The sequence below is a fragment of the Micromonospora sp. MP36 genome (assembly GCF_008119785.1).
GTDB lineage: Bacteria > Actinomycetota > Actinomycetes > Mycobacteriales > Micromonosporaceae > Micromonospora.
This window is the reverse complement of record NZ_VSFA01000005.1, coordinates 1-24,772: the sequence shown is the minus strand read 5'-3', so window position 1 is coordinate 24,772 and position 24,772 is coordinate 1. Positions and strand designations below refer to the sequence as shown.

The window sequence follows — 24,772 nt, the reverse complement described above, 5'->3', positions numbered from 1 at the left end:
CGCAAGGGTAACGGTCCCACCTCGCCAGTGCTTCCCGCCGGCCGACCCGAGGGGAGGCCGTGGTCCCGCCACCCGGTCTCTGGATCCGGCCGGTGGCCCGCCGCCCCCGGGGAAACCGCCCATCAGGGCGTTCGAACTTGATGAGGTATACGAATCGCGTACAGCGACATGAACCGGCTATCCGCGACCGATCACGACACGACCAGCCCCGACTGGTACGCGAAGACCACCAGCTGGGCCCGGTCCCGGGCGCCCAGCTTGACCATGGCCCGGCTGACGTGGGTACGCGCGGTGGCCGGGCTCACCACCAGCCGCTCGGCGATCTCGGCGTTGCTCAGCCCCTCGCCGACCAGCCCCACCACCTCCCGTTCCCGGTCGGTGAGGGTGTCCAGCCGCGGGTGCGGGCGGGGCACCCGGGCCGGCCGGGTGGCAAACTCCCGGACCACCCGCCGGGTCACCGACGGGGACAGCAGCGCCTCCCCCTCGGCGACCAGCCGGATCGCGCGGAGCAGCTCGGCCGGGCGGGTGTCCTTGGTCAAAAAGCCGCTGGCCCCGTGCCGGAGCGCGTCGAAGACGTACTCGTCCAGCTCGAAGGTGGTCAGGACGACCACCCGGGTGCCCGCCAGCCCGGGGTCGGCGACGATCCGCCGGGTCGCCTCGATGCCGTCGACGCCGGGCATCCGGACGTCCATCAGCACCACGTCGGGGCGTTCCCGGCGGGCCAGCTCGACGGCGGCGAGCCCGTCGGCCGCCTCCCCCACCACCGCGAGGTCGTCCTCGCTCTCCACCAGGGCGCGCAGCCCGATCCGGACCAGGTCCTGGTCGTCCGCGAGCAGCACTCTGATCATTCAGCCTCCTCCAGCGGCAGTGTCGCGTACACCCGGAAGCCGCCGGCGGAGACGGGGCCGGCGGTGAACGACCCGCCCAGCGCGGTGACCCGCTCCCGCATGCCCGCCAGGCCGTAGCCGGCGGTCCCGCGCGGCGGCGCGCCGGCGCCCCGACCGGTGTCGGTGACCTCGACGGTGACCTCGGTGGGCGCGTACCGGAGCCGGACCGTGGCGGTGGCCGGGCCGGCGTGGCGCAGCACGTTCGTCAGCGCCTCCTGCACCACCCGGTACGCGGCCAGGTCCACCGCGACCGGCAACGCGCGGGGCTCCCCGTCGACCTCGACCGTCACCGGCACCCCGGCACCGGCGAGCCGCTCGCGCAGCTGCGGGAGCTGGGCCAGGCCGGGGGTCGGCGCCCGCTCGTCGACCGCCTCGTCCCGCCGGACGACCGTGAGGGTGACCCGCAGCTCGTCCAGCGCCTCCTTGCTGGTGCGGCTGATCGCGGTCAGCGCCGCCTCGGCCTGCTCCGGCCGCTTGCCGAGCAGGTGCAGCGCGATCTCCGCCTGCATGTGGATGGCGGCGAGGCCGTGCCCGACCACGTCGTGCACCTCCCGGGCCACCCGCAGCCGTTCGGCGTCGGCCAGCCGGCGGGCCTCGTCCACCCGGTTGCGAGCCGTGCTCTCCCGGCCCAGCCGCACCGTGGTCCCGACCGCGAACGGCACCACCACCCAGGCGGCGGCGGGCATCAGGCCGAGCAGGCCGAGCGACCGGACGCCCACGAAGACGTGGACCAGCAGCACGGCCAGGGCGAGGCCGCAGGCCACCGCCGCGGGCCGCAGCGGCCGGTACGCGGCCACCGTGTAGACCGCGACGAAGAACGAGATCAGGATCGGCCCGTACGGGTAGCCGAGCACCAGGTACGCCGTGGTGGCCACGGTGACCACCGCCAGGGCGGCCAGCGGCCATCGCCGGCACCCGGCCAGGGCGAGCGCGGCCACCACGACCAGCGGATACGTCGCCCGACCGGTGCCCATCCCCTGGTTGAGGCCGGCCGGCCCGGTGCCGAGCAGCCCGAAGGCGACCAGGGCCAGGGCGACCAGGGCGTCGAAGAGCCGGTCGCCCCAGCCGCTCCGGTTCCGGTCCACGTCGTCCCTCCCCGCCAGCCTCAACCGATGTCCCGCCGGCGCAGCAGCACCCCGCCGACCACCGCGAAGGCGACCAGATAGGCCGCGACCACGAGCGCCGCCTGCCCGCCCCCGACCGTCGCCGCGACGCCGGGGGTGTCGCCGGGCGCGCCCAGCGCCGCGGCCAGCGACCCGGCGTTCGGGCCCGGCAGCCCCTTCTGCGCCTGGGCCACCCAGTCCAGCAGCGGCGCGGCGATCGCGGCGAGCAGGTTCTGCACCGCCAGCATCCACACCAGCCCCAGCCCGACCGGGAGCGCCACCGACCGCAGGGCGACGGCGAGCACGGCACCGAGCATGGCCCACATCGTCGCGATGAGCCACCCCGCACCGAGCCCGGTGAGCAGGTCGCCGGCCGCGGGCCAGTGCACCGACTGCCCCTCGGCGAGCGCGATCAGCACGCTGGACACCGCCCCGACCACGAAGACGGCGAGCACCACGGCCAGCGCGGCGGCGGCGAGGGCGAGCAGCTTGCCCGCGTACACCTCCAGTCGGGACGGGCCCTGGGAGAGCACCGTCTTCCAGGTGCCCCAGCCGTACTCGCCGCCGACGGTGAGCACCCCGAGGATCAGCACGATCGAGCCGAGGAAGACCGGCAGGCCGCCGAGCGAGTTCCCGACCAGCCGGTCGGGCAGCAGCATCGGCAGGGTCCGGTCGGTGTTCGGCCCGCTCGTCCCACCGGCGATGCTGGCGTACGGGAAGACGTAGGTGAAGGTCACCGCGAGGACCAGGGTGATGGCCAGCAGCAGCCAGGTCGCCGGGCGGCGGACCAGCTTGACCAGCTCGGCGCGGAAACTACGCGACATCGGCCGTTCCCTTCTCGATGAGGTCGAAGAACACCTGCTCCAGGTCCCGTTCGCGGGGACGCAGCTCGCGCACGGCGAGCCCGGCGCCGACCAGCTCGGCGTTGAGCCAGGCGGCCCGCTCCGGCTCGACGGCCAGCTCCAGCCCGCCGTCGACCACCCGCACCCGCTCCGCGCCGACCAGCGTCCGGACCCGCGCCGCCGCCTCGTCGAGCGGGTCGGCGAGCACCCGCAGCCCGGCCGTGCCGCGCAGCTCGGCGACGCTCCCCTCGGCGATCAGCCGCCCCCGGGAGATCACCCCGACCCGGTCGCAGACCTGCTCGACCTCGCCGAGCAGGTGGCTGGAGACCAGGACGGTGCAGCCGCCGGCGCCGAGCCGGCGGATCAACATGCGCATGTCCGCCATACCGGCCGGGTCTAGGCCGTTGGTCGGCTCGTCCAGGATCAGCAGGCGCGGATCCTTGAGCAGCGCGGCCGCGACGCCGAGTCGCTGCTTCATGCCCAACGAGTAGCCGGCGTACCGGTCGCCGGCCCGGTCGGTGAGGTCGACCAGGTCCAGCACGAGCGCCACCCGGTCGGCGCCGACCCCGGCGTAGCGGGCGAGCACCGCGAGGTTGTCCCGCCCGGAGAGGTACGGGTAGAAGGCGGGCCCCTCGATCAGCGCCCCGACCCCGGTGAGCCGGCCGGCGCCGGGCGGTCGGCCGAGCAGCCGTACCGTGCCGGCGGTGGGGCGGACCAGCCCCAGCAGCATGCGCAGGGTGGTGGTCTTGCCGGCGCCGTTGGGGCCGAGGAAGCCGTACACCTCGCCGGGGTGGACGGTCAGGTGGAGGTCGTCGACGGCGGTCAGTGGCCCGTACCGTTTGGTGAGCCCTTCGGTGTGCACTGGCAGGTTCATACCCCCGAGCGTGCCGCTCAGCGGGTCGCGCAGCGTCGCCCCGCGAGCGGCACCCTGCCTACGCTCCAGGACGTATCGGGGTGTCGGGAAGGGGCCCCGTGACGACGTGACGCGTCAACCGGGGCCTGCCTTACACGGCGGCGAGGACGGTGGCCTCGACGCGGGCCCGGTCCGACTCCGAGGGCGCGCCGCCGACCAGGTAGAACACGTCCACCACGTCGGCGCCGAGGGTGGAGATCCGGGCCGCCCGTACCTGGGCGCCGGCCTCGTCGAGGGCGCACGTGACCCGGTAGAGCAGGCCCGCCGCGTCGGCGGCGCGCAGCTCCAGCAGCACCGCGTCGGTGGCCGCCGTGCGGTGCCAGACCACCCGCGGCGCGGCGCCCTGCCCGCGGGCGGCGAGGGCCCGGCCGCGCAGCCGCTGGGTGACCGAGACGTCGCCGGCGACCGCGCGGCGCAGGTCGGCGGTGAGCGCGACCGGATCGGGCGCCAGGCCGTAGCGGGGCTGCACCCGGCACTCGACCAGGGCTCGCCCGTCGACCGTCGAGGCGTCCGCGGAGATCACCTCCAGCCGGTGCAGGGCCAGGCAGCCGGCCACCGTGGCGAGCAGGCCGCGCCGGTCCGCCGCGGCCACCGACACCCGGTCCTCCCCCACGTGTACGACCGGCAGCGGCCCCGCGACCAGCGCCGGGTCCGGGGCGGGCGGGGCCGGCAGCACGCCGCTGTCCAGCGCGGTACGCACCCGGGCGACCAGCTCGGCGACGAGCCGCCCCTTCCAGTCCGACCAGGCGGCCGGCCCGGTGGCGGCGGCGTCGGCCCGGACCAGGGCGTGCAGCAGTTCCAGGGTGGTGGTGTCGCCGACCTGCGCGGCGACCCCGGCGACGGTCTTCGGGTCGGACAGGTCGCGCCGCGTCGCCACGTCGGGCAGCAGCAGGTGCAGCCGGACCAGGTTGCCGATCAGTCCGGCCTCGGCCTCGGGCAGCCCGATCCGGGTGGCCACCGCCTCGGCGATCGGCGCCCCGACGCTGCTGTGGTCTACGAAGGTGCCGGCGGGCTCGTGCCTGCCGGCCCGCCCGGCGGCACCTTCGCCTCCCAACCCCTTGCCGATGTCGTGCAGGAGCGCACCGAGCAGCAGCAGGTCGGGGCGGTCCACCTCGCGGGTGTGCCGGCTCGCCTCGTACGCGGTCTGCACCAGGTGCCGGTCGAGGGTGAACCGGTGCACCGGGTTGTGCTGGGGCAGGCTGCGCAGCCGGGTCCACTCGGGCAGCCAGCGGTCGACCAGCCCGTACCGGTCGCAGGTCTCCCAAGCGGGCACCAGGCCAGGACCGGCCCCGAGGAGGGTGATCAGCGCGGCCAGGGCGGCCGGCGGCCAGGGCGCGGGCAGCGGCGGGCAGTACGCGGCCAGCCACTCGCAGGTGGCCCGGGCGATCGGCAGCCGGGTGATGGCCGCCGCCGCGGCGACCCGCAGGGACAGGCTGGGGTCGGGTCGGGCGCCGATGGCGGTGCGGGCGAGGACCAACTCGCCGTCGTGATCGACGACGTCGCGGGCGACGGGGCGGCGCACCGGGCGGCCGTCGGCACCGCGGCGGCGGCCGGAGCGGAGCCGGTCGGCGGCCCGCCAGGCGTCGTCGAGGGCGTGGCTGACGGTACGGGCGTCCCCCGCGACCCGGCGCAGCAACGCGTCGCCGTCGGCCACCGCACCCCCGCCAGGCGCGCCGGACCCGTCGAGCGAGAGTTGCCGCAGCCCGAGCAGCGCGGCGACGCCGTCGCGTTCCTGGGCGACGAGCCGGTCGACCCGGCGGCCGACCTGCTGGTGCAGCGCGTCCCGGGTGTCGAGGAGCCGCCGGTGGGCGGCGTGCACAGCGGGGCGCAGCGCGTCGGTCACCCCGGCGGTGGCGATGGCCCGCAGGATGCCCACGTCCCGCAGCCCGCCGGCGGCCTCCTTGAGGTCGCCCTCCAGCAGGAAGGCCAGCTCGCCGTGGGTCTCCCAGCGGGCGGCGGTGATCTCCCGCAGGCGCGGGAGCTGCCGGACGGCGGTACGCCGCCAGTGGTCGGTGGCGGTGGACACGAGCTGGTCGGCGAGGCCCGGGTCGCCGGCCACGTGGCGGGCGTCGAGCAGGCCGAGGGCGACCTTGACGTCGTCCTGGGCGACGGAGAGCGCCTCGGCGACGGTGCGGACGGAGTGGTCGAGCCGCAGCCCGGCGTCCCAGATCGGATACCAGAGCGAGGCGGCCAGTTCGTCGATGCCGGGCACCCCGGCGTGCAGCAGCACGAGGTCGACGTCGCCGTACGGTGCGCACTGCCGCCGCCCCAGTCCGCCGACCGCGACCAGCGCGAGCCCCGCCCGCTGCGGGAACACCGACCGCAACCAGACGTCGATCGCCTCGGCCCGCGCCGCCCGCGCCTCCGCCCCGATTCCCCCGGGTACGCCGACGACCTCGTTGACCAAGGGGTTCGCGTCGCCGTTCCCGGGGTGTCCGGACGCGTTCTCCTTGATCAACGAGGTCATCGGGGGCGTCCTCAGAGGGCGTCCAGGCCGCGCTCGCCGGTGCGGACCCGGACGACCTCCTCGACGGCGGTCACCCAGACCTTGCCGTCGCCGATCTTGCCGGTGCGGGCGGCACCCACGATGGCGTCGACGATCTTGTCGACCTCCATCTCGTCGGTGAGCACCTCGACCCGGATCTTGGGCAGGAACTCGACCGTGTACTCGGCACCCCGGTAGACCTCGGTGTGCCCCTTCTGCCGGCCGTAGCCCTGGACCTCGCTGACGGTCAGGCCGGCCACGCCGAGGGCGTGCAGGGCCTCCTTCACCGCGTCCAGCTGGTACGGCTTGATGACCGCGGTCACCAGCTTCATGTCCATCCCCTCCATCACAGGAACGTTAACCGGCGACCTTCTCGCTGACCGGCGCGGCGGGCTCGGCCGCCTCCTCGGCGGGCTCCGGGGCCGGCTTGGCGGTGCCGATCCCGGCCATCGCGAACGCGCCGCCGGCGCTGCCACCGGTGGTGGGCGACAGGTCGTACGCGCTCTCCGCGTGCTCGGCGACGTCGATGCCCTCGACCTCCGCCTCGGCGGAGACCCGGAACCCGATCGTCTTGTCGATCACGAAGCCGAGGGCGTAGGCGACCACGAAGGAGTAGACCGTGACGATCAACGCGCCCAGCGCCTGCTTGCCGAGCAGGGTGGCGTCGCCCCCGACCAGCAGGCCGTCGCTGGCCACCAGGGAGCTCACCGAGGCCGTGCCGAACAGGCCGATCCACAGGCAGCCGATCCACCCGCCGACGAAGTGCACGCCGACCACGTCGAGGGAGTCGTCGTAGCCGAGCCGGTACTTCAGGCCCACCGCGAGGGCGCAGACCGCGCCGGCGACGAGACCCAGCAGCACCGACGCGGCCGGGGTGATGAACGCGCACGCCGGGGTGATTGCGACCAGCCCGGCCACCGCGCCGGAGGAGGCGCCGACCAGGGTCGGCTTGCCGTCGCGTACCCACTCCACGACGAGCCAGCCGAGCAGCGCGGCGGCGGTGGCCACCTGGGTGTTGATGAAGGCCAGCGCGGTGACCCCGTCGGCGGTCAGCTCGGAGCCGGCGTTGAAGCCGAACCAGCCGAACCAGAGCAGCCCGGCGCCGAGCGCGACCAGCGGGACGTTGTGCGGCTTGGCGCTCTCCCGGGGCCAGCCGACCCGCTTGCCGAGGACCAGCACCAGCGCGAGCGCCGCGGCACCGGCGTTGATGTGCACCGCCGTACCGCCGGCGAAGTCCAGGGCGCCGATGTCGCCGCCGATCAGGCCACCGCCCCATACCATGTGCGCGACCGGGAAGTAGACCAGGGTGGCCCAGCCGAAGGCGAACACCAGCCAGCCGGCGAACTTGGTCCGGTCGGAGAGCGCCCCGCTGATCAGGGCGACGGTGATGATGGCGAACATCATCTGGAAGGCGATGAAGACGTAGAGCGGGATGCCGGTCTCGCCCCACAGGTCGCTCTCGCCGACGAACGTCTTGGTGCCCAGGTACTGCCCCAGGTCGCCGATGAACTTGCCGCCCTCGCCGAAGGCGACGGTGAAGCCGTAGAAAAGCCACAGGATGCTGATGAGCCCGATGGACGAGAAGCTCATCATCATCATGTTGAGTACGCCCTTGGACCGGTTCAGCCCGCCGTAGAACAGGGCGAGACCCGGCGTCATGAGCAGCACGAGCGCAGACGACAGGAGCAACCAGGCGGTGTTGCCGGTGTCGATCTCCACGCTGCCTCCTCTCGGTGTGGATGTCCTCCCTCCGACTGAGTCCTGGCAGCGTCGCCCGTCAGCCGGTTGCGCGGAAGCTTGCTCGGCGGCTGTTTCCTGCACCGACACCGCTCGATTTCGCACGCGTGACGGGTTGTTTCCGGCGTGTGAAGAACGTCGATCATGGCGGGGGAAACGGAAAGAGTGGCCGTCCCGGGGAGGAACCGGCCACTCTTTGCGAGGAGAGCGAGGTCAGCGCAGGGCGTACTCCAGGGCGTGCCGCTCGTAGTCGAGCAGCCGCAGGTCGCGCATCGGGCGGCGGAGGTGGCCCTTGTGCACGATCCGGACGAACGCCGGGTCGCCGGCGGCGGCCATCCGCCGGATGCCCTCGACGTGGTCGACGATCCGCTTGCGGATGGTGCGGATCAGCCGGTGCCGATCGCGCGGGATCAGCCCGTACGCGTCGGCGAACAGCCGCAGCCGGCGGGGCCGGTCGGGGTGCTTCCAGCCGAGGGTGATGGAGTCCCGGTCGGAGAAGATCGGCACCCAGGTCCAGGCCGCGTAGGCCACGTCGTAGATCCGGGCACCGGGCGAGGCCAGGTCGAAGTCGATCAGCCCGAGCGTGCCGTCCGGCCGCCAGATCACGTTGTGCGGGGCGGCGTCGTGGTGGCAGATCACCTCGGTGTCCGGCGGGGGCGGGCCGAACGAGCGCCAGACCGCCCCCGGCGGCGGGTTGAAGCCGTACTGGGCGTCGTGGAATATCCGCAGCATGGTCGCCACGGTCACCAGGGCCTCGTCGGTGACCCAGTGCGGGGCGAGCGGATACTCCCCGCACTCCCCCTCCAGGTACGACAGGACCTCCCGGTTCCGCTCGTCCATGCCGAGGGCGCGAGGGGCGCCGGTGAAGCCGACGTATTCCAGGTGCCGCAGCAGGGCGTGCACCGAGGGGGTCCACGGGCCGGCGTTGCGCCGGACCGTGTCGCCCACCCGGACCACGGTGCTCACGTTCCCGCCGTGCAGCGGGATCTCCTGCGAAGTCACGTACGGTCTCCCGAGGCGCGGCGACGGGTGGCTGGGGTCGCGCCACCCCGCGTAGGCGCGATCGTCAGTCGTCACGTCGAGGCTACGCGTCCCGGGCGAGCGGCTCGGTGCCGAGCAGCGCGTCGACGAACTGCGCCGGCTCGAACGGGGCCAAGTCGTCCGGGCCCTCGCCGAGGCCGACCAGCTTGACCGGGATGCCGAGCTTGCGCTGCACGGCGATCACGATGCCGCCCTTGGCGGTCCCGTCGAGCTTGGTCAGCACCACGCCGGTGACGTTCACCACCTCGGTGAAGACCCGGGCCTGCTCCAGGCCGTTCTGGCCGGTGGTGGCGTCGAGCACCAGCAGGGTCTCGTCGATCGGGCCGTGCTTCTCCACCACCCGCTTGACCTTGCCCAGCTCGTCCATCAGGCCGACCTTGTTCTGCAGGCGGCCGGCGGTGTCGATCAGCACGGTGTCGACCTGCGTGTCAATGCCCCGCTTGACCGCGTCGAACGCGACGCTGGCCGGGTCGGCGGCCTCGGGCCCGCGGACGGTCTCCGCGCCGACCCGGCTGCCCCAGGTCTCCAGTTGGTCGGCGGCGGCGGCCCGGAAGGTGTCGGCCGCGCCGAGCAGCACGGTGTGCCCATCGGCGATCAGCACCCGGGCGATCTTGCCGCAGGTGGTGGTCTTGCCGGCGCCGTTGACCCCGACCACCAGCACCACCCCAGGCATCCCCACCTTGGGGTCGGCGTTCAGCGACCGGTCCAGCGTCGGGTCGAGGGCGGTGACCAGCTCGGTGGCGAGCAGGTCGCGCAACTCCCCGGTGGACCGCGTGCCGAGCACCCGGGTCCGCTCCCGGAGGCGGTCGACGATCTCCCGGGTGGCCTCGATGCCGACGTCGGCGGTGATCAGACTGTCCTCGATCTCCTCCCAGGCGTCCTCGTCCAGCCGTTCCCGGCTGAGCAGGCCGAGCAGGCCCCGGCCGAAGACGTTCTGCGAGCGGGACAGCCGGGAGCGCAGCCGGACCAGCCGGCCGGCGGTGGGCTCGGGCACCTCGAGCGGCACCTCGACCACCGGCGGCACCTCCACCACCGGCGGCGGCTCGACCAGGACCCCGGTGGACATCTCCGCCTCGGGTGCCTGGACCGGCGGGCCAGCCAGGTCCTCCTCGGCCCGGGTTTCGACCTCCGTCCTCGGCAGCGGCGGCTCGGGGCGCCGGCGCAGCCGGGGCACCACGAGGCTGAGGCCGCCGATGATCAGCACGCCGAGCAGGGCGATGATGACGAGGAGGTATTCCTTCATGCCCGAAATCCTGTCAGATGCCGGCGGCGGCGTCCCGCTCACCGCCTCCGCACGCGGTGGAGCTGCGGGTACGCTCGCCGCAGCCAGGCGTGCCGAACCCGCCGGCCGGGTAGGAGAAGGTGAATCGTTTCCCCTCGGAGGTGCCCGTGCCCAGCTCCCGCCTGCTCATCGGTCCGTTGCTGCGGCGGGTCGTCGGCACGCGGGCGACCGTCTGGGTGGAGACCAGCGCGCCCGCGGTGGTCACCGTCCGCACGGCCGACGGCGCCACAGGCAGCGCCCCGACCTTTTCGGCGTACGACCACCACTACGCGATCGTGGTGGTGGCGGGGTTGACCCCGGACAGCGCCACGACCTATGAGGTGCTGGTCGACGACGAGGTCGCCTGGCCGGTTCCGGAGAGCGGCTTCCCGCCCAGCGTGATCCGTACCCGGGCGGCGGACGACCGGGACCAGCCGGTGACCCTGATCTTCGGCTCGTGCCGGGAGACCACCCAGCACGCGACCGCCCGGAAGCTGCCCCCGGACGCGCTGGACGCGTACGCCCGGCGGCTGATGGCCGACCCGGACGCCGCCCGGCCCGACCTGCTGGTGCTCCTCGGCGACCAGGTCTACGCGGACATCACCTCGCCGACGGTGCGCCGGCTGCTCAAGCGGCGCCGGCGCCGGCCGACGGGCGCCCCGGCCACCCAGGTGGTGAGCTTCGACGAATACACGAAGCTCTACCTGGAGTCCTGGCGCGACCCGGAGATCCGTTGGCTGCTCTCCACCGTGCCCAGCGTGATGATCTTCGACGACCACGAGGTGATCGACGACTGGAACACCTCGGCCTCGTGGCGGGCGGACGTGCGCGTGCAGCCGTGGTGGGCGGAGCGGATCCGCAGCGGGCTCGCCTCTTACTGGGTCTACCAGCACCTGGGCAATCTCTCCCCGGACGAGATCGCCGCCGACCCGGTGTACGCCAAGGTCACCGCCGCGGAGGACGCCACCGGGGTGCTGCACGAGTTCGGCGAGCGGATCGACAAGGAGGCCGATCTCGCGCACGACACCGAGCGCTGGCGGGCCGTGCAGTATCAGTGGAGCTACGCGCTGGACCTGGGGCGGACCCGGCTGGTCATGCTGGACAACCGCTCCAGCCGGGTGCTGGAGTCGGGCCACCGGGCGATGCTGCCGCCGGGCGAGTGGTCCTGGTTCCTCGACCGGGCGCACGGCGTCTACGACCACCTCGTCGTCGGCGCGTCGCTGCCCTGGCTGCTGCCGCCGGGCATCCACCACGTCGAGACGTGGAACGAGCAGCTCGCCGACTCCCACCGACCCTGGGTGGCGCGGCTCTCCGAGCGGATCCGGCGGGCCTGTGACCTGGAGCACTGGGGCGCGTTCCGGCGTTCCTTCGACGCCCTGGCCGAACTGTTCGCCCGGCTGGGCAGCGGGACGCCCGCCGGGCCCGGGGCGCGGGTGGGCGCCGGTCCGGCGTACCCGGCGCCGGCCTCGATCAGCGTGCTCTCCGGGGACGTGCACCACTCGTACGTGGCCCGGGCCAGGTTCGCCGACCGGAGCGTCCGCACCCCGGTGCACCAGCTCACCTGCTCCCCGATCCACAACCAGGTGCCGGCGGGGATGCGCCCGCTGATGCGGCTCGGCTGGAATCCCGGGCCGGCCGGGGCCGCCCGCGCGCTGGCCCGCTCGGCCGGGGTGCCCCGCTCGGCCGTGCGGTGGCGGAAGCTGGCCGGGCCGTACTTCGGCAACGCGGTGGCGACGCTGACCCACCGGGGCCGGTCGGCCGAGGTGGTGATCGAGGGCACCACCAGCGACGGCCACCTGCGTACCGTGGCGCGGCAGCCGCTCAGCGAGCCGGCGTGAGTACGCTTCCTCCGTGGACGATCACCTGCCGGAGACCCTGCGCGCGGTGGAGCACGAGCTGACCGCGCTGCTGCGCCGCGGCCGGGCGCTGTCCTGGGAGATCGCCCGGGAGGTCCACCCCAACCTGGAGCCGAACGCGTACGGGCTGCTGCTCTGGCTGCGCCGGTGCGGCTCGATCCGGCTCACCGATCTGGCCGCGCGGCTCGGCATCGGCAAGGGCACGCTCAGCCGGCAGATCCACGGCCTGGAGGGGCTGGGCCTGGTCCGGCGCGACCCGGACCCGACCGACCGGCGGGCCGCCCAGCTCAGCCTCACCGAGGAGGGCACCCGCCGGTTCGACGCGGCGCGGGCGGCCCGACTCGGGCAGATCCGGCGTACGATGGAAAGCTGGCCGAAACAGGACGTCGAGGACTTCGCCCGACTGATGCACAAGTTCAACGAGACCTTCTGATCTGGGCGTCCCGGAATAGCTTCGGCGCTCACCCGGTTGTTGCTTGAGGCAACCAAGGTCCTACGGTTGCCTGAGGCAACCCATCCCCCGACCTGCTCCGGAGGCAATCACGATGACCCAGGCGACAGCGCCCACCCGGGCGACCGCCGGCGACATGACCCACCGGCAGATCCTGGAGGCACTCTCCGGCCTGCTGCTGGGCATGTTCGTCGCGATCCTCTCCTCCACGGTCGTCTCGAACGCGCTGCCGCGGATCATCACCGAGCTGCACGGCGGCCAGTCCGCGTACACCTGGGTGGTCACCTCCACACTGCTGGCGACCACCGCGACCACCCCGATCTGGGGCAAGCTCGCCGACCTGACCAGCAAGAAGCTCCTGGTCCAGCTCGCCCTCGGCATCTTCGTGCTGGGCTCGGTGCTGGCCGGGCTCTCCCAGTCCACCGGTCAGCTCATTGCCTGCCGGGTGCTCCAGGGCGTCGGCGCGGGCGGCCTGACCGCCCTCGCCCAGGTGATCATGGCGACGATGATCGCCCCGCGCGAGCGCGGCCGCTACAGCGGCTACCTCGGCGCCGTGATGGCCGTCGGCACCATCGGCGGCCCGCTCATCGGTGGCGTGATCGTCGACACCGACTGGCTCGGCTGGCGCTGGTGCTTCTACGTCGGCGTGCCGTTCGCCGCGCTCGCCCTGATCGTGCTCCAGAAGACCCTGCACCTGCCCGTGGTGAAGCGCCCGGCGAAGATCGACTGGTGGGGCGCCACCCTCATCACGGCAGCGGTCTCGCTGCTGCTCATCTGGGTCACCCTCGCCGGCGACCGGTACGCCTGGATCTCCTGGCAGAGCGCCGTCATGGTGGCCGGCGCGGTGCTGCTCGGCGCGCTCGCCATCCGGGTGGAGCAGCGCGCCAGCGAGCCGATGATCCCGCCGCGACTGTTCCGCAGCCGCACCATCAGCCTCGCCGTGGTCGCCAGCATCGCGGTCGGCGTGGGCATGTTCGGCGCCTCGGTCTTCCTCGGCCAGTACTTCCAGATCAGCCGCGGCGAGAGCCCGACCATGTCCGGCCTGATGACCCTGCCGATGATCGGCGGTCTGCTGGTCGCCTCCACGGTGGTCGGCCGGATCATCACCAACACCGGCCTCTGGAAGCGCTACCTGGTCGCCGGCTCCGCCCTGCTCACCGTCGGCTTCGCCCTGATGGGCACGCTGCGGGCCGACACCCCGTACTGGCGGATCGCCATCTTCATGGCGCTGATCGGCCTGGGGCTGGGCATGACCATGCAGAACCTGGTGCTCGCCGTGCAGAACACGGTCGGCACGCACGAACTCGGCGCGGCCAGCTCGGTGGTCGCCTTCTTCCGCAGCCTCGGCGGCGCGATCGGCGTGAGCGCGCTCGGCGCGGTGCTCGGCCACAAGGTCAAGGACTACCTCGCCGAGGGGCTGGCCGGACTCGGCATCAAGGCGTCCAGCTCGGGCAGCGGCGGCACCCTGCCCGACGTGCACACGCTGCCCGCCCCGATCCGGGCGGTCGTCGAGGCCGCCTACGGGCACGGTGCCGGGGACATCTTCCTGGCCGCCGCCCCGTTCGGGCTGATCGCGCTGATCGCGGTCGTCTTCATCAAGGAAGTACCGCTGCGCCGGCACAACGGCGACCCCCTCTCCGCCGAGATCGAGCGGGAGTCGACCGTCGCGGCCGGCGGCGGCGCCCCGGTGGTCCGGACCGGCATCCAGGAGTGACCCATGAGCGAGCGGAGCGAGCGAATCAGCCAGCTCAGCGCGTCGATGCCGCATGGCTTCGCCGACCGTAGGGAGGCGACGGCATGAGCGCATCCGTCGAGCGTGAGAAGTACGGCCCGGAGGCCCGGCCGCTGCCGTTCGAACGCGGCACGGACGGCCCCCGGGTGGTGCTGGTCGGCGTGGACGGCACCCGCACCTCGCTGCGGGCCGCCGCGTACGCGGCCGGGCTGGCCCGCCGGCAGCGCTCCGGCCTGGTGGTGGTGTTCGTCAGCTCCCCGGTCCCGTACGCCGGGATCATGACCGGGGTGGTGGCCGGGGCGGTCCAGCAGACCCACGACGAACTGGCCGCCGAACTGCGCGCCGAGTGCCGCCGCGGCGCCGAGGAACTGGGCCTGCCGGTCACCTTCCTCTGCCGGCGCGGGGACGCGTACACCGAACTCTGCGCGGCGGCCGACGAGACCCGCGCGGACCTGGTGGTGGTCGGGGCGTCCGAGCAGGCCGGGCACCGCCTGGTCGGCTCGGTCGCCACCCGCCTGGTGCGGGCCGGCCGCTGGCCCGTCGTGGTGGTGCCCTGACGGAAGGCCCCTTCCTTACGCCTGGCGTGGTGAAGGGGCCCCTTCGCAATGCCGCGTAATCGGGTCGCCGGTGCCGGACGCGCTCGCCAGGATGGCGGGCATGACCTGGAGAGCACCGGAGATCACCCGGAAGAACGAGCCCTACGTCGGCGACGAGCGCACCATGCTCGAAGGCTGGCTCGACTACCACCGCGACACCCTGCTGCTGAAGTGTGCGGGCCTGATCGCCGAGCAGTTGAAGACCCCGAGCGTCGAGCCGTCCGGCCTCACCCTGCTCGGCCTCGTCCGGCACCTGACCGAGGTGGAGGCCTGGTGGTTCCGGGAGAACCTCGCCGGCCAGCAGGTGGACTACCCCTACTTCGCGCCGGAGACGCCGGACGCCGACCACGACGTCAGCGGCGCCGACGCCGAGGCAGACTTCGCCACGTACCACCGGGAGGTCCAACTGGCCCGGGCCGCTGCGGCCGGCCGCTCACTCGACGAGACCTTCACAGAGGTGGGGCCGAAAAAGCGGACCTTCAACCTGCGCTGGGTGTACGTCCACCTGATCGAGGAGTACGCCCGGCACAACGGGCACGCCGACCTGATCCGGGAGCGGATCGACGGCGTCACCGGCGACTGATCCGCGCTCCTTCCCCCGACCGGCCAGCGGCACCGGACGAACAGCTCTCATGATCTTGGCCGACCGTCCACAGTCCGCCGCCACCGGCAACCCGGCGCGGCGGCCACCCGTCTAGCGGGTGGACGGGTCGTGGCCGGGCCCGTCCCCGCCGCTGACCCGTCCGCTCCGGACGCCGCGACGGACACGGGGGCCGCCGAGGCGGGAGCGCGACGATGGTCGACGGGGCATGGACGACGCACACCCGGAGAAGCACTCTGGGCATGCTCGGGGCGGTCGGGGCGGCAGTGCTGCTGGGTGGCGAGGCGTGCGGCCAGCCGGCCCGGACCACCCCGCCCGCCGACCCGCACTATCCAGGAGACCCGACCGGGCCCGCGCCGACGACCGCCCCGGCCCCCGGCTCCGGCCGCCCGCCCGTCGTGGCGGAGAACGCCCGATCCGGTGCCGCCGACTTCAGCCTGACCGGGCACCGGTTCGCCACCGACAAGGGCGGTGAGATCGCCGGCTACGTCCACGCCACCAGCGTGGCGCCCGGCGAGGAGCTGGAGTTCCGGGTCTCGGTCTCCCGCCCCCAGCGCTACCAGATCACCGTCTTCCGGGTCGGCCACTACGCCGGCAGCGGGGCCCGGGCGGTGATCGTCAGCCCGTGGCTCGACGGGTTCCGGCAGGCCGCGCCGGACGTCGACCCCGACACCGGCGCGGTCTCCTGCGCGTGGCGCACCGGCTGGCGGCTGACCGTCACCCCGGACCTGGTGAGCGGCCTCTACCTCGCCCTGCTCGCCAGTGCCGCCGGGCAGCACCAGTGGGTCCCCTTCGTGGTGCGCGACCCGGCGCAGCGGGCGGGCGGGCTGGTGATCCTGCCCACCAGCACCTGGCAGGCGTACAACGGCTGGCCGATGGACGGGCGCACCGGAGCCAACCTCTACTACGGCTACGACGACGCCGGGCGCTGGACCACCGGGCACCGCGCCCGGGCGGTCAGCCACGACCGGCCGTACGCCGGCAACGGGATCCCGCACCTCGCCAACCAGGAAGTCGACTTCGTCCAGTGGGTCGAGGGGCAGGGCCTCGACGTCACGTACGCCACCAGCGAGGACCTGCACAGCGGACGGGTGAACCCGGCCCGGTACCGGGCCGTCGTCTTCCCCGGCCACGACGAGTACTGGTCGGCGCCGATGCGCCGGTCCGTCACCGCGGCCCGCAACGGCGGCACCAGCCTGGTCTTCCTGGCCGCCAACAACTGCTACTGGCGGATCGACTACGGCGCCGGCGGCCGGTTGGTCCGGTGCGCCAAGAGTTCCATGCCGTCGTCCGGCCCGATCCCGCCCGAGGTCAAGTGGCGGTCGGCCGGGCACCCGGAGCAGCAACTGATCGGCGCCCAGTACGTCAGCATGATCGACGGCCAGGCGCCGCTGGTGGTCCGGGCCAGCGACCACTGGTTCTGGGCGGGCACCGGTCTCCGGGACGGCGACCTGATCCCCGAGGTGGTGTGGGGCGAGGCCGACCAGCGGACGCCCGGGGTCCCGCAGCCCCGAGCGGTGGAGCGGACCCTGCTCGCCGACTCCCCCTACTCCCGGCAGGGCGAGACGCACCGGCAGCACACCCACCTCTACCGGGCACCCTCCGGAGCCTGGGTGTTCATCGCCGGCACGCTGGGCTGGACCCGGGTGCTCGCCGACCCGGCGGCCGCCGATCCCCGCCTGGCCCGGGCCACCCTGAACCTGCTCCAGCGGGTGGTGCGGTAGCCCAGGTCAGGCAGCCCGGCTCAGAACGCCAGCGCGGCGCGCAGGTAGCGCAGGTCCCCGGGGCCGGTCCAGCGGTGCGCGGAGAGGCCGGCCGCGCGGGCGCCGGAGACCGACCGGTCCTCGTCGTCGACGAACAGCACCCGCGACGGCGACGTCTCCAGCGCCGCGCAGGCCACCTGGAAGTACTCCTTGGCCGGCTTGCTCACCCCGACCACCGAGGAGTTCACCACCGCGTCGAAGTCGTCGGTGAGGCCCAGGGCGGCCAGGTCGGCGTCGAGCTGGTCGGTGGCGTTGGTGCCCAGCCCCACCCGTACGCCCGCCTCCCGCACCTGGCGGATGAACGCGAGCACCTCCAGGTCGACCTCGCCCCGGTAGCGCTGCCACTCCTCGACCGCGGCGCGGGCCCGCTCGGCACCCACCGACGGGGTGAGCGCGTCCGCCACGCTGGCCATCCACTGCGCGTGGCTGACCTGGCCGGTGAGCACCGGCTGGAGCAGCCCCCACGACATGGCGATCTCGCCGAGGACGCCCTCGGTGAGCCCGTACTCCTGCTCGACGCCGGCGGCCACCGCCGGATCCCAGCAGCGCAGCACGCCGTCGAAGTCCACCAGGAGCGCCGTCGCGCGTTCCCGACTCACTCGTCTGTCTCCTGCCCGTCGTCGTCGGCCCGGTTGAGCCGCTGGCTGATCACCTGGGTGACCCCGCTGCGCATGGTCACCCCGTAGAGCGCGTCGGCGATCTCCATGGTCCGCTTCTGGTGGGTGATCACGATGAGCTGGCTCTTCTCCCGCAGCTGCGCGAGCAGCGTGATCAGCCGGCCCAGGTTCACGTCGTCGAGGGCCGCTTCCACCTCGTCCATGATGTAGAACGGGCTGGGTCGGGCGCGGAAGATCGCCACCAACATGGCCACCGCGGTCAGCGACCGCTCCCCTCCGGAGAGCAGCGACAGCCGCTTGATCTTCTTGCCCGGCGGGCGGGCCTCGACCTCGACGCCGGTGGTCAGCAGGTCCTCCGGGTCGGTGAGCACCAGGCGCCCCTCGCCGCCGGGGAAGAGCACGGTGAACACCTGCTCGAACTCCCGCGCGGTGTCCTCGAACGCGCTGGCGAAGACCTCCAGGATCCGGTCGTCGACGTCCTTGACCACGGTGAGCAGGTCCCGGCGGGTGGCCTTCAGGTCCTCCAACTGCTCGGAGAGGAACTTGTAGCGCTCCTCCAGCGCGGCGAACTCCTCCAGGGCCAGCGGGTTGACCTTGCCGAGCAGGGCGAGCTCCCGTTCCGCCTTGGCGGCCCGCTTCTCCTGCACCGGCCGCTCGTAGCGGACCGGCTCGGGCACCGGCTGGCCCTCCTTCTCCGCCGCCGCCACGTCCGCGTCGGTGGGCGGGACGAGCTGGTCCGGGCCGTACTCGGCGACCAGGGTCGCCACGTCGAGGCCGAAGTCCTCGGCGGCCTTCGCCTCCAACTGCTCGATGCGCAGCCGCTGCTCGGCGCGGGCCACCTCGTCCCGGTGCACCTGGCTGGTCAGTCGGTCCAGCTCGCCGCCGAGCCGCTTGGCCGCGCCGCGTACCTCGGACAGCTCGGCCTCGCGGGCGGCGCGGTCGCGGGCCACGGCGTCGCGCTGCTCCTCGGCGCGGGCGAGGGAGACGGTGAGCCGGGTCAGCGCCTCCCGGGCGCCGCCCACCACGGCCCGGGCGATGGCCGCGCCGCGGGTGCGGGCCGCTCGCCGGGCCGCCGCGCGCTCCCGCGCGGCCCGCTCGGCGTTCGCCTGCCGGGCCAGCGAGTCGGCCCGGCCGGCGATCGAGGAGACCCGCTCCTCGGCGGTACGCACGGCGAGTCGGACCTCCATCTCGTTCTGCCGGGCCTGCGGCACCATCGCGGCGAGCTGGTCGCGCTCCTCCGTCGACGGTTCGGCGTCGAGCGGGGTGCTCTCGGCCAGCCGCAGCCGCTCCTCCAGCTCGGCCAGCGCCTGCAGGTCGCGTTCCCGGGCCGCCTCGGCGCGGGCCCGGGACTCGCCGAGCCGGTCGGTCTCGGCCTTCGCCGACCGCGCGGCGGCGCCCAGCTCGGCCAGCCGTCGGGCGGCGGCGTTGCGGTGGCTCTCCGCCTCCCGCTTGGCCGCGGCCGCGTGCTGGACGGCGTCCTTCGCGGCGGCCACCTCGGCGCGCGCGTCGACGAGCTGCTCGCGGAGCTCGGCGCTGGTCCGCTCGGCGGTGAGCCGGTTGGCCCGGGCCTCCTCGACGGCCGCCTGCACCTCGATGTAGCTGGGCGCCTTGGCCGACCCGCCGGCCGCCGCGTACGCGCCGACCACGTCGCCGTCCGGGGTGACCGCGCGCAGCTCCGGGTTGCCGGCGACCAGCTCGGCCGCGGCGGACAGGTCTTCGACCAGCACCACGTCGCGCAGGGCCCGGTGCACCGCCGGCCGGATCTCGGCGAAGCACTCCACCAGGTCGGGTGCCCATTGGGCGTTGTCCGGCAGCTTCGGGCGCAGTGCGTCGGCCGGGCCGTCCATGCCGGGCCCGGCGGGGCTGCCGACCAGCAGGCCGGCCCGCCCGGCGTCGGAGATCTTGAGCAGCCGCATCGCCTCGACGGCCTCGTCCACGCCGCTGACGGCGACCGCGTCGGCGAGCCCGCCGAGGGCGGCGGCGAGCGCCGCCTCGTGGCCGGGCGCGACGGTGAGCAGCCCGGAAAGGCTGCCCAGCAGGCCGGGCACCTGGTCGGCGCGGGCCAACAGCGCCCCGGCGCCGTCCTTGCGGCGCAGGCCGAGGGCGAGCGCCTCCTCCCGGGCCTTCCAGGTGGCCGCGTCCTTCTCGGCGGCCCGCTCGGCGTCGGCGAGGCTGCGGACCGCGGCCTGCGCCTGCTCGTGGACGGCCACCGCCTCGGCGTGCCGGGCGTCCAGGTCCGCGTTGTCCCGGTCCGCCTCGGTGGACTGCTCGGCGACCGCGTCGAGTTCCGCCTGCGCCTTCTCGGCGCGGGCCAGCGCGTCGGCGTGCGCGGCGGCGAGCCGTTCGATCTCCTCGCCGGCACTGGTGGTACGGGCCCGGGCCGAGTTGACCTGGCCGGTCAGCCGGGCCAGCCCCTCGCGGCGGTCGGCGATGGCCTTGGCCGCCGCGACCAGTTCCCGCTCGGCGGCGGCGAGCTGCCGTTCCAGCTCCTGTCGGTGCTCGACCGCCTCGGCCAGCCGGATCTGGTCCTCGGTGAGCGCCGCGCGGAGCTCCTCCTCCTGCTCGCGGACCCGCTGCGACTCCGCCTCCAGCTGGTCGGGGTCGCGGCCCGGGCGCTCGTCGTCTCCGGTGGTGCTCAGGTGGCGCAGCCGTTCCCGGGCGAGCTGCTCGATGGAGCGGAACCGCTCCTGGAGGGCGGAGAGCTTGTACCAGGTGTCCTGGGCGGCGGCGAGCAGCGGGGCGTCCTCGGCGAGGGCGCTCTCCAGCTCGCCGAGCCGGGCCTGCACCTCGGTGTGCTCCGCCTCGATCTGCTCCCGCCGCTCGCGCAGCGCGGTCTCGTCGGCGATCTCCTTATCCAGCGTGGTCCGCAGGGTGTGCAGGTCGTCGGCGAGCAGGCGCAGCCGGGCGTCGCGCAGGTTGGCCTGGATGGCGGCGGCGCGGCGGGCCACCTCGGCCTGCCGGCCCAGCGGCTTGAGCTGGCGGCGCAGCTCGGCGGTGAGGTCGGTGAGCCGGTTGAGGTTGGTCTGCATCGCGTCGAGCTTCCGCAGCGCCTTCTCCTTGCGCTTGCGGTGCTTGAGGACGCCGGCCGCCTCCTCGATGAACGCCCGCCGGTCCTCCGGCTTGGCGTGCAGCATGCCGTCGAGCCGGCCCTGGCCGACGATGATGTGCATCTCCCGGCCGATGCCGGAGTCCGACAGCAGCTCCTGGATGTCGAGCAGCCGGCAGGAGTCGCCGTTGATCTCGTACTCGCTCTCGCCGGAGCGGAACATCCGGCGGGTGATGGAGACCTCGGTGTACTCGATCGGCAGCGCGCCGTCGGTGTTGTCGATGGTGAGGGTGACCTCGGCGCGGCCCAGCGGCGCCCGGCCGGCGGTGCCGGCGAAGATGACGTCCTCCATCTTGCCGCCGCGCAGCGCCTTGGCGCCCTGCTCACCGAGCACCCAGGCGATGGCGTCGACGACGTTGGACTTGCCGGAGCCGTTCGGGCCGACCACGCAGGTGATCCCGGGCTCCAGCTTCAGCGTCGTCGCGGAGGCGAAGGACTTGAAGCCCTTCACCGTCAGGCTCTTGAGATGCACCTTCTCGATCCTCGTCCGGTGGCCGCCGTACCGTCGCCGGCTGCGCGGACCTGGTGAACCCGCAGACTAACCCGCGGCCGGGGAGACCCCGGTACGCGACCCGCCCCACGCCGGTCATGTCCGGTTCCCGGCGGCGTCCCGAAACTGCAAGATCGTATTCGCGGCTCCGGTCGCCGACGGCAATTTCGGGGCGCCTCACCAGTTCGGAAGATGCGGCGCGAAAACAAAAACCCACACACAAAGCTGCGCGCCGGCACTGCGGTGTCGGCGCGCGTTTTCGGGTGGTGCGATTCAGTTTTCCGACGGATCGAGATCAGGTCAGTGCCGGCTCGGCCAGCCGGAGGAGGTCGTCCGCCTCCGCCGCAGCCGCCGCGAGCCGATCATTGTCGGCACGCAGACGCGTGATCTCGAACTCCAGTGCCTGAACCCTGGCACGCAGTCGGGTGACCTCGTCGAGCATGCGCCGGTCGGGCGCTGCACCTACGTGGCCGTAGAGGGCCTTCGCCATGCTGACTCCTTGATATGCGCTGCCGGAAAGGCCGGCCAACGCGCGCCCATGATGTTCGCGGCTGCCCTGCCAGCAAAATGCGGGCATGGCTGGGCGCGACTGGCGACACCTATATATTGAGCCTTAAACCCCTCCTTCGTCAAGTTCTCGCAGGCCGTAGATCATCTCGACGTCGACCTGTCCACTTGTCGGGGGGCTGCCGTGAGGCGCGGACACGCTCTGTCCGGACGCCTTTACTGTACGCCCGGAAATGTGTGAACGCCTCACCCTCCGTGTCGGGTTCCCCTTAACTCTTTCTTAGCCGCGTTGCCGCAGGTCGCGGCCCACCCGTAGCGTCAGCCCGGCCCGCAACCGACCCGTGGAGGGGACAGGCGTGTATCGCTGGACCGACCCGACCGAACCGGACGGCGTTCCCCGACGCCCCGAGCAGCCGGCCGACGAGGGCCCGGCCTGGCTCACCGACCGGCCGGAGCCGCGGTCGGCGTACCTGTTCGGGGACGACCCCGAGCAGCCGGGCGCGGACTCGGCTGACACGCCGACCGGCGTCTGGCCGGCCGGCGCTCCGGACGCCCCGTGGCCGGCCGCCCCGGCGGACCCCCGGCCGACCTCCGACGGGACCGGCTTCCGCCCCGCCGAGGCGGACGGGCCCGGATTCCGCTCCGCCGCGGACCGGACCGGTGACCTCCCCCAGCCTGGCCCGGACTGGACCGACCAGCGCTACCTGCCCGGCCCGGCCTGGACCGGCCACTCCCCGGCCGCCGACCGGACCGGCGGGCAGCCGCCGTTCGAGCCGGGCGCGCCGGCCGCCCCGTTCGAGCGGGCCGCCGGCTGGCCTCCCGCAGCGGACCCCGGTGCCACCTGGAACCCGTCAGCGGAGCCCGACGCCGGCTGGCACGCCACCGAGGAACCCACCGTCAGCTGGCAGCCGGAGGTGTCGGCCGTTGGCCCGCACCCCACCGATGGGCCCGCCTGGCGGCCGGTGACCGACAGCCCTGCCGAGGGGACGGGCCGGCACCGGCAGAAGCGCCGGTTCCCGCGCCCCCTCCTGGTCGGCGGGGCCGCCGCCGCGGCGACCCTCGTGGTGAGCCTCGGCGTGGCCGCCGTGCTGCTGCCCGGCGGTGACCAGCGAACCGAGTCGACCTCCGCGGAGGAGCCGGTGGCCGCCGCCCCGGTCGTGCCGGACAGCGCCGGGGACGCGCCCGGCGACGCCCTCGCGGCGCCCACCTCCCCCACCGCCGCCCCGACCAGTGCCCGGCCGAGCCCGACCCGCACGGCCGCCCCGAAGCCCAGCCGGACCACCGCGCCGTCCCGGCAGCTGACGCGCAGCGCCGCGCCCCCGGCCACCGCCGCCCGCAGCGCCGCCGCGCCGAGCGGCATCAGCGCCGAGCTCCAGCAGGTCGTCGACCTGGTCAACAAGGAGCGGGCCAAGGCCGGCTGCAAGGCGCTGGCCGTCGACGACAAGCTCATGCTGGCCGCCCAGCGGCACAGCCAGGACCAGGCCGACCACAAGACCATGTCGCACGACGGCAGCGACGGCAGCGACCCCGGCCAGCGGCTCGACCGGGTCGGCTACGCCTGGCGGGCGTACGGCGAGAACGTCGCCTGGAACCAGCAGACCCCGGCCGCGGTGATGGACGCCTGGATGAACAGCCCGGGCCACCGCGCCAACATCCTGAACTGCTCGTTCACCGAGATCGGTGTCGGTGTCGCGCGGAGCAACGGGCCCTACTGGACCCAGGACTTCGGCACCCCGCGCTGACCGGCGCGTCGTGACCGGGTCCGCGTTCGTTTGACCGGGTGAGGTACGCCCGGACCGGCTGACGGCCGGATCGGCGTACCGGCTGGGGGCGGCGGAGTGCCGCCCGCGACCCGGGAGCTGTCGATGCGGATCCGGCCGGCGCCGGCCGCGCCGCGCACCCGGCCAGCCCGCGTCCTCCCCCGCGGGCTGTGCCGGGGCGTGGCGGCCGTCATGGCGGTGCTGCTGCTCGCCCCGGTGCCCGGGTGCGAGCGACCGCTCGTCCCGCCCGGAGCGCCCACCCCCTGGCCGGCCGAGCTGGCCCGACGCTGGCAGTGGCAGTGGCAGCTCACCGGCCCGCTGGACGTGACCGCCGACGCGGACGTCTTCCTGCTCGACCCGGTCCGCACCACCTCCGCCGAGACCGCCGCGCTGCGCGCCCGGGACCGCCGGCTGGTCTGCCAGGTGAGCGTCGGCACGTACGCGCCGAGCGACCCGGACGCCAGCCGCTTCCCGGCGGACCTGCGCGGCGGCCCGGTCACCGGCCGCCCGGACCACCGTTGGCTGGACGTCCGCCGCTGGGACACGCTGAAGCCGGTGCTCGCCGACCGGCTCCGGCTGTGCCGGGGCAAGGGCTTCGGCGCGGTGGCGCTCGACGACGCCGACGGCTACCTGCACCGGCCCGGCTTCCCACTCGACTTCGACGACCAACTGCTGTTCAACCGGCGGCTGGCCGCCCTGGCCCGCCAGCTCGACCTCTCCCCCGGGCTGGTCGGTGACGTGCCGCAGGTGGCCGCGCTGGCCCCCGACTTCGACTTCGCCGTCAACCAGGAGTGCGTACGCCGGCGCGAGTGCGCCAAGCTGCTGCCCTTCGCCGACGCGCACAAGCCGGTCTTCCACGTCGAGTACACCGGCGACCCGGCGACGTTTTGCGTCACCACGGTCGGCTACGGCTTCGCCTCTATGCGCAAGGACCGGGCGCTGGACGCCTGGCGAGAGCCCTGCCCCCTCCCATGACCCAACGCCCCCGGCCGGGGCGCCCCTCCCCGTGCCCGCGCCGCTCGCC

21 protein-coding genes are annotated in these 24,772 nt (G+C 74.0%); 8 read left to right on the top strand and 13 right to left on the bottom strand.

Features of this window, described 5'->3' with window-relative positions; genetic code table 11:
- Positions 1-191: 191 nt before the first annotated feature.
- From FXF52_RS07715 to FXF52_RS41535, 10 genes are all read right to left on the bottom strand, one after another.
- On the bottom strand, positions 192-848 hold the full coding sequence (locus FXF52_RS07715) for a response regulator transcription factor (RefSeq protein WP_148794865.1): 657 nt from the start codon (positions 846-848) through the stop codon (positions 192-194).
- Positions 845-1,972 (bottom strand): sensor histidine kinase, encoded by a 1,128-nt coding sequence (locus FXF52_RS07710; protein WP_255471800.1) that lies wholly within the window; start codon positions 1,970-1,972, stop codon positions 845-847. The genes FXF52_RS07715 and FXF52_RS07710 overlap by 4 nt, the downstream gene beginning before the upstream one ends.
- Before the next feature lie 20 nt (positions 1,973-1,992).
- Entirely contained in the window at positions 1,993-2,814 is an 822-nt protein-coding gene (locus tag FXF52_RS07705; RefSeq protein WP_148794864.1) for an ABC transporter permease subunit, read from the bottom strand.
- Positions 2,804-3,706 carry an ABC transporter ATP-binding protein gene (locus FXF52_RS07700; RefSeq protein WP_148794862.1) on the bottom strand — a complete coding sequence of 301 codons (903 nt, stop codon included), beginning with the start codon at positions 3,704-3,706 and terminating at the stop codon, positions 2,804-2,806. Before FXF52_RS07700 ends, FXF52_RS07705 begins: the two co-directional genes overlap by 11 nt.
- A gap of 130 nt (positions 3,707-3,836) precedes the next feature.
- Positions 3,837-6,212 (bottom strand): [protein-PII] uridylyltransferase, encoded by a 2,376-nt coding sequence (locus FXF52_RS07695; protein ID WP_148794860.1) that lies wholly within the window; start codon positions 6,210-6,212, stop codon positions 3,837-3,839.
- Positions 6,213-6,223: 11 nt separating this feature from the next.
- On the bottom strand, positions 6,224-6,562 hold the full coding sequence (locus tag FXF52_RS07690) for a P-II family nitrogen regulator (RefSeq protein ID WP_187413387.1): 339 nt from the start codon (positions 6,560-6,562) through the stop codon (positions 6,224-6,226).
- Positions 6,563-6,587: 25 nt separating this feature from the next.
- Positions 6,588-7,949 (bottom strand): ammonium transporter, encoded by a 1,362-nt coding sequence (locus FXF52_RS07685; RefSeq protein ID WP_148794856.1) that lies wholly within the window; start codon positions 7,947-7,949, stop codon positions 6,588-6,590.
- Positions 7,950-8,180: 231 nt separating this feature from the next.
- Positions 8,181-9,044, bottom strand: coding sequence for an aminoglycoside phosphotransferase family protein (locus FXF52_RS07680; RefSeq protein ID WP_187413376.1), 864 nt, complete (start codon positions 9,042-9,044; stop codon positions 8,181-8,183).
- A 7-nt stretch (positions 9,045-9,051) separates the two neighbouring features.
- The gene (ftsY, locus tag FXF52_RS07675) at positions 9,052-10,251 is read right to left on the bottom strand and encodes a signal recognition particle-docking protein FtsY (RefSeq protein WP_148794851.1); all 1,200 of its coding nucleotides are present in this window, start codon (positions 10,249-10,251) and stop codon (positions 9,052-9,054) included.
- 13 nt (positions 10,252-10,264) lie between these two features.
- Positions 10,265-10,420, bottom strand: a complete 156-nt coding sequence (locus FXF52_RS41535) for a hypothetical protein (protein ID WP_187413375.1) — start codon at positions 10,418-10,420, stop codon at positions 10,265-10,267.
- Between FXF52_RS41535 and FXF52_RS07670 the strand changes: the two genes are divergently transcribed.
- The 6 genes from FXF52_RS07670 to FXF52_RS07645 all read left to right on the top strand — a co-directional run bounded on the left by FXF52_RS07670 (position 10,398) and on the right by FXF52_RS07645 (position 17,229).
- A complete protein-coding gene (locus FXF52_RS07670; protein WP_148794849.1) occupies positions 10,398-12,107 on the top strand; it encodes an alkaline phosphatase D family protein in 1,710 nt (569 codons plus the stop codon). The genes FXF52_RS41535 and FXF52_RS07670 overlap by 23 nt on opposite strands.
- Positions 12,108-12,120: 13 nt before the next feature.
- Positions 12,121-12,558, top strand: coding sequence for a MarR family winged helix-turn-helix transcriptional regulator (locus FXF52_RS07665; RefSeq protein ID WP_255471799.1), 438 nt, complete (start codon positions 12,121-12,123; stop codon positions 12,556-12,558).
- Between the two features lie 112 nt (positions 12,559-12,670).
- Entirely contained in the window at positions 12,671-14,290 is a 1,620-nt protein-coding gene (locus FXF52_RS07660; RefSeq protein WP_148794847.1) for an MDR family MFS transporter, read from the top strand.
- 83 nt (positions 14,291-14,373) lie between these two features.
- On the top strand, positions 14,374-14,865 hold the full coding sequence (locus FXF52_RS07655) for a universal stress protein (RefSeq protein WP_148794845.1): 492 nt from the start codon (positions 14,374-14,376) through the stop codon (positions 14,863-14,865).
- A gap of 100 nt (positions 14,866-14,965) precedes the next feature.
- Positions 14,966-15,487 (top strand): DinB family protein, encoded by a 522-nt coding sequence (locus FXF52_RS07650; RefSeq protein WP_148794843.1) that lies wholly within the window; start codon positions 14,966-14,968, stop codon positions 15,485-15,487.
- A 212-nt stretch (positions 15,488-15,699) separates the two neighbouring features.
- Positions 15,700-17,229, top strand: a complete 1,530-nt coding sequence (locus FXF52_RS07645) for a N,N-dimethylformamidase beta subunit family domain-containing protein (protein WP_148794840.1) — start codon at positions 15,700-15,702, stop codon at positions 17,227-17,229.
- 20 nt (positions 17,230-17,249) lie between these two features.
- On the opposite strand, the gene FXF52_RS07640 is transcribed toward FXF52_RS07645, so the two are convergent.
- The 3 genes from FXF52_RS07640 to FXF52_RS07630 form a co-directional block, all read right to left on the bottom strand.
- The gene (locus FXF52_RS07640; RefSeq protein ID WP_148794837.1) at positions 17,250-17,867 is read right to left on the bottom strand and encodes an HAD family hydrolase; all 618 of its coding nucleotides are present in this window, start codon (positions 17,865-17,867) and stop codon (positions 17,250-17,252) included.
- A complete protein-coding gene (smc, locus tag FXF52_RS07635; RefSeq protein WP_148794835.1) occupies positions 17,864-21,463 on the bottom strand; it encodes a chromosome segregation protein SMC in 3,600 nt (1,199 codons plus the stop codon). Before smc ends, FXF52_RS07640 begins: the two co-directional genes overlap by 4 nt.
- Positions 21,464-21,776: 313 nt before the next feature.
- Entirely contained in the window at positions 21,777-21,971 is a 195-nt protein-coding gene (locus FXF52_RS07630) for a hypothetical protein (RefSeq protein WP_073832502.1), read from the bottom strand.
- A gap of 373 nt (positions 21,972-22,344) precedes the next feature.
- On the opposite strand from FXF52_RS07630, the gene FXF52_RS07625 reads away from it, so the two are divergent.
- The gene (locus FXF52_RS07625; RefSeq protein WP_148794833.1) at positions 22,345-23,730 is read left to right on the top strand and encodes a CAP domain-containing protein; all 1,386 of its coding nucleotides are present in this window, start codon (positions 22,345-22,347) and stop codon (positions 23,728-23,730) included.
- A 123-nt stretch (positions 23,731-23,853) separates the two neighbouring features.
- Positions 23,854-24,723, top strand: a complete 870-nt coding sequence (locus FXF52_RS07620; protein ID WP_148794831.1) for an endo alpha-1,4 polygalactosaminidase — start codon at positions 23,854-23,856, stop codon at positions 24,721-24,723.
- Positions 24,724-24,772 lie beyond the last annotated feature (49 nt).

Excerpts from the sequence above, each read along its gene's own strand:
- FXF52_RS07705 (WP_148794864.1), bottom strand. The coding sequence starts at position 2,814 with ATGTCGCGTAGTTTCCGCGCCGAGCTGGTCAAGCTGGTCCGCCGCCCG.
- FXF52_RS07645 (WP_148794840.1), top strand. The coding sequence starts at position 15,700 with ATGGTCGACGGGGCATGGACGACGCACACCCGGAGAAGCACTCTGGGC.
- ftsY (WP_148794851.1), bottom strand. The coding sequence starts at position 10,251 with ATGAAGGAATACCTCCTCGTCATCATCGCCCTGCTCGGCGTGCTGATC.
- FXF52_RS41535 (WP_187413375.1), bottom strand. The coding sequence starts at position 10,420 with ATGAGCAGGCGGGAGCTGGGCACGGGCACCTCCGAGGGGAAACGATTC.
- FXF52_RS07700 (WP_148794862.1), bottom strand. The coding sequence starts at position 3,706 with ATGAACCTGCCAGTGCACACCGAAGGGCTCACCAAACGGTACGGGCCA.
- FXF52_RS07655 (WP_148794845.1), top strand. The coding sequence starts at position 14,374 with ATGAGCGCATCCGTCGAGCGTGAGAAGTACGGCCCGGAGGCCCGGCCG.
- FXF52_RS07620 (WP_148794831.1), top strand. The coding sequence starts at position 23,854 with ATGCGGATCCGGCCGGCGCCGGCCGCGCCGCGCACCCGGCCAGCCCGC.
- FXF52_RS07660 (WP_148794847.1), top strand. The coding sequence starts at position 12,671 with ATGACCCAGGCGACAGCGCCCACCCGGGCGACCGCCGGCGACATGACC.
- FXF52_RS07650 (WP_148794843.1), top strand. The coding sequence starts at position 14,966 with ATGACCTGGAGAGCACCGGAGATCACCCGGAAGAACGAGCCCTACGTC.
- FXF52_RS07690 (WP_187413387.1), bottom strand. The coding sequence starts at position 6,562 with ATGAAGCTGGTGACCGCGGTCATCAAGCCGTACCAGCTGGACGCGGTG.
- FXF52_RS07715 (WP_148794865.1), bottom strand. The coding sequence starts at position 848 with ATGATCAGAGTGCTGCTCGCGGACGACCAGGACCTGGTCCGGATCGGG.
- FXF52_RS07695 (WP_148794860.1), bottom strand. The coding sequence starts at position 6,212 with ATGACCTCGTTGATCAAGGAGAACGCGTCCGGACACCCCGGGAACGGC.
- FXF52_RS07630 (WP_073832502.1), bottom strand. The coding sequence starts at position 21,971 with ATGGCGAAGGCCCTCTACGGCCACGTAGGTGCAGCGCCCGACCGGCGC.